Below are 12,481 nucleotides of genomic sequence, written 5' to 3'. Positions count from 1 at the left end.
TATTCAATATATTCGTAATTAGGTTTATACAACAGCAAATTGGTAAAATCCCCTGTCCCTTTTAATGAAGTTGAACGCCTTAAAGCGCTTGATGAGTATGAGATATTAGATTCGTTAAGCGAGCAGGAATTTGACCGCATTACTGAGCTGGCATCCATTATTTGCGATGTGCCTATTTCACTGGTTTCGCTGATAGATCATGACCGACAGTGGTTTAAATCAAACAAAGGTTTAAATGTGCAGGAAACTGCCCGCGATATTTCGTTTTGTCGCCATACCATTATGGAACCAAACCTGATGGAGGTGCATGATGCCAGCATGGATGACCGGTTTCGTGACAATATTTTGGTTACCGGCAAGCCCGATATCCGCTTTTACGCAGGTTATCCGCTGATAGACCCGCGAGGATACGCGCTAGGTACCCTATGCGTAATTGACCGTAAACCCAAAACACTAACTGCCCAGCAAAAACGTGCGCTTGCTTTACTTGGCGAAGAAGTAATTGCACTGATCGTAGAACGCCGCCAGAAACAGGAGCTGAAGAATTTTGAAAAGCTCTTTGACCTCTCGAACGATCTGGTGTTTATTGGCGGCGCCGATGGTTTCTTTAAAAAGATAAACCCGGCATTTGAAACCGTACTGGGCTGGAGCAGGGAGTACCTGCTCAACACATCAACGTTTGAATTGATCCACCCGGAGGATATCGCCAATACTGAAAAAGAATCAGGCAAATTAGCTAAAGGGCAACCTACCGTAAACTTCCACCAAAGAATGAAGACAGCCTGGGGGTATTACAAAACCATTCAATGGACATCGAGCCCCGAGCCTGAAACGGGTAACATTTTTGGCATTGGCCGCGATGTTACCGATAAGATACTGAACGAGCAGTTATTGGTTGTTAGCGAAGAGAAACTCCGCGTGTTTTTTGAAAACTCGCAAGGGTTGATGTGTACACATGATCTCAAAGGGAAATTCCTGTCTGTTAACGCTTCAGGGGCGGCTATTCTCGGTTATTTACCCGAAGAAATAAATGAACTGAGTTTATTTGATATCATCCCGCCCGAACGTTACCCAATGCTAAACGATTACCTGGAGCAGATCAGCACTACCGGTAAAGCCCAGGGGCAAATGCTTACCAGGCACAAAGATGGGTCGTTAAGGGTTTGGTTGTTCAATAATACCCTGCAAACTACAGCCGATAACATTTACGTAATTGGCAACGCTATTGATATTACCGAGCGTTACCGGTTAGAAAAAGACCTGGAACAAACCCGGGAACTGCTGGAACAAACTAACCAGGTGGCCCGTGTTGGTGGCTGGGGGTTGGACGTTAAACTGCAAAAAGTTTACTGGACATCAGTAACCAAAGAGATACACGGCGTTGCCACCGATTATGAACCCGAGTTGAATACGGCTATTAATTTTTATAAGGAAGGCGAAAGCCGGGACCTTATATTAGCTGTTTTAGGTAAGGCCATGACAACCGGTACCCCCTGGGATGAAGAACTGCAAATAGTAAATAGTAAGGGGGAGGACAAATGGGTGAGGGCGCTGGGCAACCCAGTAATGGCTGATGGTGAATGCGTGCGTTTATATGGCACCTTTCAGGATATCGACGCTTATAAAGCTGCCCAACTGGCACTTAAGCAATCTGTAAAAGCGCAGGAAGAGCTTAACCAAGCCCTGCTACAGCAAGTTGCACTGGTTAAAGAGCAGGACCAAACGATTGAGAAGATAAGGGAGTTTCAGTTCCTGGCAGACTCTATCCCCCAGATCATCTGGACATCTAACCCGGATGGCAGCATGGATTATTACAACAGGCACTGGTTTGAATACACAGGCATGACCCTTGCCGATACCGACCGCCATGGCTGGGGCCCCGTTATCCACCCCGATGATGCGGATAACGATTACGCCTACTGGCACGAATGCTTGAAAAGCGGCACAGCCTATAAATCGGAGGTGCGCTTTAAGCGCGCAGCGGATGGTGTTTATAAATGGCACCTGTCCAGCGCGGTACCGATGCGGGATGCGGAAGGTAAGATCATTAAGTGGTTTGGGTCGTGCTATGACATTGACGAATACAAACGAGCGCTTGACCTGGAAAACCGCGTTAGCCAGTACGAAGATTTTAACCGGATTGTAGCGCATAACCTGCGCGGGCCATCGGGCAGCATCCGGATGATCCTGAACATGATGGCGGAAGCTGAAACGGAAGAAGAGAAAACCGAATTGATGGGCATGCTCAGCCAATCCAGCGATACGCTAACCGAAACGCTCGACGGTTTAATGAAAGTGCTGGAAGTGCGCATTAACAAACACATCGATAGCGACGATTGTAACCTGCAGGAATTGGTTGATGTTACCGGGGCCATGCTCATGGGGCAGATCATCTCCAAAAAGGCCATCATTAAAACAGACCTGCAGGTTGCCGTTATGCTATTCCCAAAAATGTATCTCGAGAGTATTTTTTACAATATGGTAAGCAATTCCCTGAAGTACAGCAAGCCAGGTGTACCTCCCGAAATTCTGATCAGTTCTAAACAAACCGAAAGCGGAGTAACTTTAGTTTTTACAGATAACGGACTGGGTATCGACCTTAAAAAGCATGGTAAGGATATGTTTAAACTGAACGGCGTTTTCCACCCCGGGCATGACAGTAAAGGCGTTGGCTTGTTTATGACCAAAACCCAGATAGAAACTTTTGGCGGCCGCATCTCGGTGCAAAGCATGCCCGGTATCGGCACTACCTTCACCATTGTTTTTTAGCAATAATTTTCTTGAATAGCATTTGCTATATTTAACCTATGCCGTTCACCTGCCCAAAATGCGACCGCGAACTGACCAGCGAAAGCCAAAGCCATTACTGTGCCCGCGTTAGTTTGGATGACCTGTTTAAAGGCAAGCCCGAGGAATTGATCTTATTATTTGATAAACTATTAGCCGAAGTTGCCGACTGGCCCGACGTGCTGGTAGGTACCACCCCCAACTGCATCACCTTCGTGCACCGCCGAACATTTTTTGTGATCCGCCCCATGCAAAAGCAGCTGAACTTGCATTTTTATTCAAAAGAGAAACTGGAGGAAGTGCCTGTTTTGAAAAGCATTTTCAGAACCAGGATGTATGAGAACCACATCCGGCTTAATGAGGTAAGCGAACTGCGCCCGCAATTGTTTAAGTGGATAAGGGAGAGTTATGAATTGTTATAACAGACAAGTTATATATAACATAAGTTTAGTATTTTACCCCAAACTCAAGGCCACTCTTTATGAAAATTAAGTTAATTTCTTTCGCATTTATTTTTGTCGGATTAACTTCTGTATGTTTCGCGCAAGATTATAAGGATAATATCAGGCAACGATTTGATGAATTTTACAAATTGACTGCGGCTGGCAAAACTGAAGAATCATTAGAATATATTCCCGATACATTTTTTAACATTATTCCCAAAACCCAAATGGCGGCTGCGCTTAAGCAGGTAATGAATAATAAGGACATTAATTATAAAATCCTGGACTACAAAATAACAGAAATTGCCGATAGCAAAAACGTCGATGATAACTATTATTCAACTCTTAAATACGTTTCTAATCTAACGATGAAGTTTAACGATATCGATACTATTAAAAATGATGGCAATAAAAAGGCAAGGTTGAATTTAATTAAGCTTTCGCTTGCTAACACGTTTGGTTCAGATAATGTGAAATTAGATGAAACAACAGGAATGTACTCAATCACCGCTCACAAAAAATCGTGCGCCGTATCAAAAAATGGCAGAACGGGTTGGCAATTTGTGAATTTTGAATCAAGACAGCGGTTAATTATGGAAAAGATTTTACCTAAGGAAATTATAGAATCGTTTTAATATCACGAGTTGCAGTTTACAAGCACTTAACCAGTATTCCATAACCAAAAAAGGGATATGGCTCACACCACATCCCTTTTCGTCTTTTGTCTTTTGTCTAAAAGTCTTTTTAGTCTAACACTTAGTACCTGTAGTATTCCGGTTTAAACGGACCATCAACAGTAACACCGATGTACTCGGCCTGGTCTTGGTCTAAAACTTCCAGCTCAACACCAATTTTAGCTAAGTGTAAACGGGCAACTTTTTCGTCCAAGTACTTAGGCAAAGTATAAACTTTGTTCTCGTAAGCATCAGCATTTGTCCAAAGTTCAATCTGGGCCAAGGTTTGGTTAGTGAACGATGCACTCATTACGAAGCTTGGGTGGCCGGTAGCACAACCTAAGTTTACTAAACGGCCTTCGGCTAAAACAATAACGTCTTTACCTTCTATAGTGTATTTGTCAACCTGTGGTTTAATTTCAATTTTGCTGTCGCCATAAGCGCTGTTTAACCAGGCCATGTCAATCTCGTTATCAAAGTGACCGATGTTACAAACAATAGCCTTATCCTTCAACGCGCGGAAATGCTCTTCGCGAACAATGTTTTTATTACCGGTTGCGGTAACTACGATATCAGCTTCGGCTATCGCGGTAGAAAGTTTTTTTACTTCAAAACCTTCCATAGCGGCCTGTAGGGCGCAGATAGGGTCACTTTCGGTAACGATAACACGTACACCAGCGTTACGTAAGCTATCTGCCGAACCTTTACCCACATCACCATAACCACAAACAACGCCAACCTTACCGGCCATCATTACGTCAGTAGCACGGCGGATGGCATCAACTAAAGATTCGCGGCAACCGTATTTGTTATCGAATTTTGATTTGGTAACAGAATCGTTAATGTTAATAGCAGGCACTAATAAAGTACCGGCTTTCATGCGCTCGTATAAACGGTGAACGCCTGTAGTAGTCTCTTCAGATAAACCCTGGATGCCCGCGGCTAATTCAGGATATTTATCAAATACCATATTGGTTAAATCGCCACCATCATCCAAGATCATGTTCAATGGTTTGCGGTCTTCGCCAAAAAATAAAGTTTGCTCAATACACCACTCAAACTCTTCTTCGTTCATACCCTTCCAGGCGTAAACAGAAGTACCTGCAGCAGCAATAGCAGCAGCAGCATGATCTTGTGTGGAGAAGATGTTACATGACGACCAGGTAACTTCGGCACCTAATGCGATCAATGTTTCAATTAAAACGGCTGTTTGGATGGTCATATGCAAGCATCCGGCAATACGCGCGCCTTTTAAGATCTGCGCGGGACCATACTCTTCACGAAGCGCCATTAACCCCGGCATTTCTGCTTCGGCCAGTTCAATTTCTTTGCGGCCCCAGGCGGCCAATGAAGTGTCCTTCACTTTACTTTTAATGTATTGAGTCTCTACTGATGACATAGTATTTAGTTTTTTTTACAAAACTAATCAATATAAATATTTTAATGAAATTGCCATTTAAACGTATGACTTTCAGATGAATTATTAAAAAGAGCTATAAGGTTTACCATTGCGACATTTGCAAACAAAAAAAGCGAGGTTTTTACCGTCGCTTTAATTTTTTACTACACGTGTTAAGGTTATATGACCCAAATACTTAACTCAATATAAACCCCTACATATTTAAACTCAAATACTGTTTTGGGTTCACGGGCTGACCGTTCTTACGGATCTCGTAATGCAGATGCGGCCCTGTCGACCGGCCGGTAGAGCCAACCTTGCCTATAACATCGCCCACCGTTACGCGCTGGCCTTCTTTAACGTTGATCTTAGAAAGATGGCCGTACCAGGTCTCAAGGTTATTGGGGTGCTTGATTTTGATGCAATTGCCGTATCCGCCCGCACGACCGGTAAAAATCACCCTGCCGCTGGCTGTACATTTAACAGGGTCGCCCCTGTGCCCCTGAAAATCTATCCCCGGGTGGAATTCGCCACCGCCAAAATCGAACGGGTTACTGCGATAGCCAAAGAACGAGGTAAACGAGCTTAACCGCGGGTAACCCATAGGCATATAAGCGATGTTATTTACCAATTTATCAAGGTAATTATTAAAGTCGCTGTATAGCTTAGTGTCGCTTTTCGGTTTGGATGATTCAAGCTTTAAGTTGCGGAATGATAAACCACGCAAACCGCGCTTGCTCATGTACTCGTTGATACGTTTTAACTTCGATTGAATATCCGTAATGTAACCAACGGCTTTGCTGCGGCTACCTTCTTTCTCGGCATTAACCAGCAAGGCATCTTCGTTACCCTTATCTATCTGGCCTTGTAAAGCCGCTATCTGCGAGTGCAGGCGGCTATTTTCCTGGCTTTGCTTTTCGGCCGTAGAACTTAGTCGCATAACGGCCGTCATCAATACTACTACCATGATCAGCACCGCTACTCCAGCTACCTTGATGTTATTAAAATGCTTTGCTTTTACCTGTACAACCCTGGGACGGGCCTCATTTTTTTGCGTAAATATCACCATAACTTAACCTTTGTTTTAAGTTGAATCGTTAGCTTATTAATTAGGATTAGTAAACCGGTTTGCAATATAAAGAAAATTCTTTACTACCGCATTTAACTGATTATAACCGAAACGTCAATTATCACGGAATATTCTGATTAAGGTTATTTTTAATTAATGAATTGGTATTTTTGTAACCAATAATTTAAGCTAAAACATTATGTACCCAGAATATTTAGTTGCCCCAATGCGGGAAGACCTGACCAAAGTTGGTTTTGAAGAATTAAAAGACGCACAGTCAGTTGAGCAAGCCATAAAAGGCGAAGGCACTGTATTTATAATGGTTAATTCGGTTTGTGGTTGCGCTGCTGCTAACGCACGCCCTGCAGCTAAATTGGCTTCACAAAATGACAAACACCCGGATAGATTGGTAACCGTTTTTGCCGGGATGGAAAAAGACGCGGTTGACGCAGCCCGTAACTTAATGTTGCCTTACCCTCCGTCGTCACCATCAATGGCGTTATTTAAAGATGGTAAGTTGGTACACATTATAGAGCGCCACCAGATAGAAGGCCGCCCCGCGCAAATGATAGCCGATAATTTGATCGGCGCATTTGATCAGTACTGCTAAGGATTAGAGAATAGAGATTGGTGATTAGAGATTAGTTACCATTAAAAAGGCCGACATTAAATTGCCGGCCTTTTGCTTTTTGTTAATTTCCTAATCTCTTATCTCTGACATCTAATTACAACTCCTTAATTTTCACATTCCGGTAGTTTACATCAAAGCCGTGGTCTTGTAATAAAATATGGCCCTGTGGAGCTTCACCAAAGTCTTTCCAAACTTTGTATTTACTGATGGCCACCAGGTCGCGGTATTCCTTTGAGCCGCGGTCATACGCTAATACTTTAATTCCATTCAGGTAGTGCTCCACGTGGTTGTTGGGGTAAACTACCACACGGCCGGTATTCCACTCGCCAATTTTATGCACAAAGCGGGCTTGCTTTTTAGCGGGGATCAAATCATATAACGATGCCAGCGTACGGTTACCGTCGCGCCCCAGTTTGGCATCAGGGTGCACCTCATCATCCAGTACCTGGTACTCCAGCCCGATAGCCGAGCCCGTAGTTTTTTCTGACAGCGTAACAAAGTATTTTAAGCCGCTATTGGCCCCTGTCGACATACGGAACTCGAACGAAATATCGAATGCCTTAAACTGATCGTTCGTGATAATATCCCCGCCATTGGTCGATTCGCCGCCTGCCGAGCCCAATACGCTAATCATCCCGTTCTTTACTTCCCAACCTTTTGCAGGGAACTTCATAGATGTTGCGCTGCGCCAGCCTGTGTTGCTTTTACCGTCGAACAGTAATCTCCAGCCATCCTGCTTTTCGTAGGCCGAGAGTAGGTTTTTTTCGAGGTTAACCACGTAAATACCTTTGGCAAAAGGTTCGGGTTTAAGGTTAGTTGTCTTGATGCGGACGTTCTTAAAGAAGATCTTTTTACCAGCTTGCCCTGCATCGCTAATGGCATGCACTTGTAAACCAATAAAGCCAGTCTTGTCCAGCGTATCCACCACATAGGCTGTCGCAACGCCGTTGATCCAGGTTTTAGTGGTGTTGCCAATACATTCTACTTTGATGTGGTTAAAATCGCCGTTTTTCCAGGCGGTTTTGGCTTTCGCGTTTAGTTCCATCGGGTATAGCCAGTCGCGGCGGCCCTCGTCATAAACCCCTCCGCTCCATGCGCGGTCGCTGGGGTCTATTTCGCATTGTTTGCCATAGACCAGCCCTTTGCCCTCGTGCCCGGCAGGGTTGTAATGGCTGCGTAATTGTACACCCGAGTTAGTTTGATTGCTTTCTGTTTTGGCATCCAGCTCCAAAATAAAATCACCATATTGCTTCTCGGTCACCAAAAAGGTGTTTCCGCTATTAAGTACAGCCGTACCTGTAATGCCTCCGTTCTCTACCTTATATTCGGCTTTGCCCGCCAGGATCTTCCATCCAGTAAGGTCTTTACCATTAAATAAATTGGTGTATCCGTTTTGTGCCGATGCGCCGGTAGTGATGGCTATCGACAGTAAAAGTATTTTCAGGTTCTTCATAATTATACTGTAGACTGGTGTATCATTAAATTAATATTTCGTGTCAGGGTGAGCCTGTCGAACCACAACCGGAAAGGCATCCAGCGCGCCCTTCGACAAGCTCAGGATGACCCCTCTCCAAAGTTTCAAATTAAACTTTAAGGTTCCATCCCGGTGCGTACTCGCGGCTCCAGAGCTTATTGGCCTGTGTATCATTCAGAATATGGCCGTTCTTACTATCTAAATTCAATACCCGGCCCGTGCGCTGTGCTATATTACCTAACTGTGGAATCAGGGTTGATTTATGGCCCTCGGTAATGGGTTGGTTGATTTGCTCGGTGCCCTGGATGGCTTTGATGAAGTTTTGCATATGGCTCAAGTCCAGCATTTCTGTAGGGCTAACTTTATTTGTCGGGTCAACAACGGTATCGTCCTTCACCTCTTTAACCAATTTGTTAGCGGCATCAAAAACCTGGTAGCCATTACCACCGCCATAATTAATGGTGCCGTTATCGCCGTAAAATACTACGCCACGGCCCACGCCTTCAGAATTGTAGCCATTACAGCTGCGCCCCTCCCATGATAGAGCGGTATTATTAGGGAAATTGGCCAGTATGGTTTGTGTGTCGGGGGTTTCCCAATCATCCTTGAAGGCAAAGCGCCCCCCTGATGATGTGACCCGCTCCGGAAAATCGACACCCAAGCCCCAACGCATCACATCTATCTCGTGAGTACCATTGTTCAAGGCCTCGCCGGTGCCCCAGTTCCAATGCCAATGCCAGTTATAGTGGATCAGGTTATCTTTATAAGGCATGCGTGGTGCATAGCCTTGCCACAGGTCGTAGTTAAGGTTAGCAGGTACGGGTGCGGGTTTACCGATACCTATTGATTTGCGGTTATTAGCATACCAGCCCCTTGCAAAATAAGCCCTGCCGATGATGCCCTCGTGCAGTTCCTTTACCATTTTTTGCACGTTGGTAAACGACCGGCGCTGGCTGCCCATTTGCACCAGTTTGTTATACTTAGCGGCAGCTGCAATAGCCATCTCGCCCTCGTGCGGGTTATGGCTACAGGGTTTTTCTACATAAACATGTTTACCGGCCTGGCAGGCTAGGATAGTTGCGGGTGCATGCCAGTGATCGGGCGCAGCAATGATCAGCGCGTCGAGGTCTTTCTTGGCTAATAATTCGCGAATGTCTGCCACGCCAACGGGGCGTTTGCCGGTTATCTTTTCGATATTGGCAATGCACCTGGCCATAGCCACACTATCTACATCACAGATATAGGCGATCTCGGCATCGGGTATGGTGGCAAACTTCGAGGCCAGATAATCGCCTCGGCTGTTAACGCCCATGATACCCAGTACAACTTTTTTATTTGGTGAGCCCTTATAAAAGGCGGATGCCGATAAGCCGGGCCCCACTAAAAAGCTGGTACCCGCAATGGCCACGTTCTGTACGAATCGTCTCCTGTGCATAATAAATAGGTGTTTGTTGGTTGGTAGGGTAAATATAGTATTTATATGATGCCCCTGCCAAACCCAAACCCCTTTGTTACAATGTACTTGTCGACTGAAAGCTGACCCTTCTGTTTACCACGGGTTGAAAACCCGCGGCTTCCTGGTCGTGCTTCCTGATTCTTTTCTCTGACTTCTATTTCTATTCCGTTTTTAAGCTTTTTACCGGGTTGGCTATGGCGGCTTTTATTGCCTGGAAACTGATGGTAACCAAAGTAATGGCAATAGCAATTGCCGCCGACAGGATAAAGATACCGGGGCCGATGGTGATGCGGTAATCATACTTTTGCAGCCAGTTTTGCAAGAAATAAAAGGCCAGCGGCGACGCGATAACGCAGCTTACAACCACCAGCAGGATAAAGTCCTTAGACAGCAGCAACCAAAGCTGGGAAACCTTTGCGCCTAATACCTTCCGGATTCCTATCTCTTTGATACGCTGCTCGGCCACAAATGCCGACATGCCAAATAAACCGAGGCAGGATATTAAGATGGCCAGCCCCGCGAAAATGCCCGATAGCTTGCCAACCAAAACCTCTTCGCTAAACTTCATGTTGTAATCATCATCTACAAAACGATAGGTGTACGGGAAGGCCGGGTTGTATTTATTGAAAATGGCCCCGATTTCCGCAATCGCCTTATGATCATTCGTTTTGTTGGATAACTGGTAGATCATGTTCCAGCCATTATTATAAACATAGGTTACCGGGGCAGCCGATTGATACGGCGACTCGACCAAGGCATCTTTCACAATACCTACAATGTGATATTGCTTATTATCCAACATCAGGGGTTGATTAAGCGGATCGGTCAGGCGCAGTCTTTTTATGGCGGCTTCGTTCATGATCACATTAAGCGAGTCGGCTTTAGAATTGGGCAAAAAATCCCGCCCGGCCTTAAAGGTCATGCCCAGGGTTTTAAAATAATCGTCAGATACCTGTACAAAACCCATCTCTACCGTTTCACCGGGGTGTTTGCCCGGCCAGGAGTCGATATCGCCATGCGAGTAAACGTTGGTAGCAGGGCTGGACGATGTAGTAACCTTATTAACCAAACCGCTTTGCAGCAATTCGTTTTTAAGCGCGCGGTAATTACGGCTCATATCTTCATTCATATCTGATGTTAACAGGCGGCTAACATTAAACCCGGTAGGCCTTTCTTTAGCATATTGAATTTGCCTGTAGATGACAATGGTACTGATGATGAGCGCGATGGAGCAGGTAAACTGTACAACAACCAAAAGCTTACGCGAGATGCCTGCCGATTTACCCGCCTGTACACTTCCCTTTAAAACCTTTACAGGATTAAAAGCCGACAAGTAAAATGCTGGCCTGCTGCCCGCAAGCATCGTTACCAGCACCACTCCAATGATCATGGCCAGCCAGAATGCCGGGTTACCAAATGGGATAACGATAGAAGTGCCGGTAAGGGAATTAAAGCCCGGCAAAGCCAGCTGTACCAGCAAAAGGCAAAGCGCGAAGGCTATTAAGGTAATTACGCCTGTTTCGGTTAAAAACTGCCAGATCAGATTGGCGCGGGTGGAGCCGATGGTTTTGCGCACGCCAACTTCGCGGGCACGTTTTTCAAACCTCGCGGTAGAAAGGTTGACAAAGTTGATACAGGCGATGACCAATACCAGGATACCGATGATGCTAAACATACGGATGTACTCGATAAAACCACCCGCAGCTTTGCCGTTCTTATAGTCGCTATACAAATGCCACTCGCTCATGGGCTGAATGATCACATTAGAATTCATTGCGTTAACGCTGCTTGTTTCTGTTTTTTCGATATCGCGAATCTTGCGGGATACCTGCCAGTAGTCAGCACCTTGCTTAAGCTTAACAAACTGCCAAAAGGAATTGTTACCATATCCCGCAGTGCGCGAACTCTTTACCCAGGCTTGCGACAACTCGTAATAACTAAATGGAATGATGTATTTGAACTGGAGGGTGGAGTTGGCCGGGATATCATCTATCACCGCAGTAACTTTTAAATTATCCTTATTGTCAACCCGCACCATTCTGTTTATTGGAGAGGCGTTGCCAAACAAAGCTTTAGCGGTACTTTTAGTAAGGATAATCGAATAAATATCGGTAAGCGCTTTGTTATAACTGCCGGCCAGCATCGGATATTTAAAAATATTCAGAAAATCTTTCCCCGCCTGGATCCCGGCGACGTACAATTTTGTATCACCCACTACTAACCCATGCGACCCTATCTGGTCGGTTTCGGCAACGTACTCCATCTCGGGCATCTGGCTGCGTAAAGCATCCGCTAATTTTAGTGAGGTACTGCTAAAGGTAACGGTGTCACCATTACTGTTAAAATTGCGCCTAACCTGGTAAACTTGCTCCTGGTTCGGAATGAATTTATCATAACTATATTGATAATACACCCACATACCAATCAGCATGGCTACAGCAATGCCCGCACCCAAACCAACAATATTTAAGGCGCTGTAAACCTTATTTTTAACCATGTTGCGCCAGGCGACTTTCAGATAATTCATAAACATGATAACATCTCCTAA

At 45.1% G+C, this 12,481-nt stretch carries 9 protein-coding genes; 4 read left to right on the top strand and 5 right to left on the bottom strand.

Going from position 1 to position 12,481, the window contains the following annotated elements:
- Window positions 1-39: 39 nt before the first annotated feature.
- Genes IDJ76_RS14125 through IDJ76_RS14115 form a run of 3 tightly spaced genes read left to right on the top strand, consistent with a single transcriptional unit; the run spans window position 40 to window position 3,865 of the window.
- A complete protein-coding gene (locus IDJ76_RS14125) occupies window positions 40-2,769 on the top strand; it encodes a PAS domain S-box protein (protein WP_191163979.1) in 2,730 nt (909 codons plus the stop codon).
- A 38-nt stretch (window positions 2,770-2,807) separates the two neighbouring features.
- Window positions 2,808-3,209: a DUF5655 domain-containing protein gene (locus IDJ76_RS14120; protein ID WP_191163978.1), complete on the top strand. Its 402-nt coding sequence runs from the start codon at window positions 2,808-2,810 to the stop codon at window positions 3,207-3,209.
- Window positions 3,210-3,268: 59 nt separating this feature from the next.
- Window positions 3,269-3,865 (top strand): hypothetical protein, encoded by a 597-nt coding sequence (locus IDJ76_RS14115; protein ID WP_191163977.1) that lies wholly within the window; start codon window positions 3,269-3,271, stop codon window positions 3,863-3,865.
- Window positions 3,866-3,986: 121 nt separating this feature from the next.
- Here IDJ76_RS14115 and ahcY read toward each other — a convergent pair whose 3' ends face one another.
- Together ahcY and IDJ76_RS14105 are read right to left on the bottom strand one after the other, a co-directional pair.
- Window positions 3,987-5,303 carry an adenosylhomocysteinase gene (gene ahcY, locus IDJ76_RS14110; protein WP_191163976.1) on the bottom strand — a complete coding sequence of 439 codons (1,317 nt, stop codon included), beginning with the start codon at window positions 5,301-5,303 and terminating at the stop codon, window positions 3,987-3,989.
- A gap of 214 nt (window positions 5,304-5,517) precedes the next feature.
- Window positions 5,518-6,372, bottom strand: coding sequence for a M23 family metallopeptidase (locus IDJ76_RS14105; RefSeq protein WP_191163975.1), 855 nt, complete (start codon window positions 6,370-6,372; stop codon window positions 5,518-5,520).
- Window positions 6,373-6,571: 199 nt separating this feature from the next.
- On the opposite strand from IDJ76_RS14105, the gene IDJ76_RS14100 reads away from it, so the two are divergent.
- On the top strand, window positions 6,572-6,982 hold the full coding sequence (locus tag IDJ76_RS14100; RefSeq protein ID WP_191163974.1) for a BrxA/BrxB family bacilliredoxin: 411 nt from the start codon (window positions 6,572-6,574) through the stop codon (window positions 6,980-6,982).
- 115 nt (window positions 6,983-7,097) lie between these two features.
- Here the strand turns inward: IDJ76_RS14100 and IDJ76_RS14095 are convergent, their stop codons facing one another.
- The 3 genes from IDJ76_RS14095 to IDJ76_RS14085 all read right to left on the bottom strand — a co-directional run bounded on the left by IDJ76_RS14095 (window position 7,098) and on the right by IDJ76_RS14085 (window position 12,466).
- Window positions 7,098-8,456: a 3-keto-disaccharide hydrolase gene (locus tag IDJ76_RS14095; RefSeq protein WP_191163973.1), complete on the bottom strand. Its 1,359-nt coding sequence runs from the start codon at window positions 8,454-8,456 to the stop codon at window positions 7,098-7,100.
- A 130-nt stretch (window positions 8,457-8,586) separates the two neighbouring features.
- Window positions 8,587-9,912 carry a Gfo/Idh/MocA family protein gene (locus IDJ76_RS14090; protein WP_191163972.1) on the bottom strand — a complete coding sequence of 442 codons (1,326 nt, stop codon included), beginning with the start codon at window positions 9,910-9,912 and terminating at the stop codon, window positions 8,587-8,589.
- A gap of 181 nt (window positions 9,913-10,093) precedes the next feature.
- Window positions 10,094-12,466: an ABC transporter permease gene (locus IDJ76_RS14085; RefSeq protein ID WP_191163971.1), complete on the bottom strand. Its 2,373-nt coding sequence runs from the start codon at window positions 12,464-12,466 to the stop codon at window positions 10,094-10,096.
- Window positions 12,467-12,481 lie beyond the last annotated feature (15 nt).

The sequence above is a fragment of the Mucilaginibacter glaciei genome, assembly GCF_014773245.1.
GTDB lineage: Bacteria > Bacteroidota > Bacteroidia > Sphingobacteriales > Sphingobacteriaceae > Mucilaginibacter > Mucilaginibacter glaciei.
Note: the sequence above shows the minus strand (reverse complement) of the source record. Positions and strands in the feature narration are given on the sequence as shown.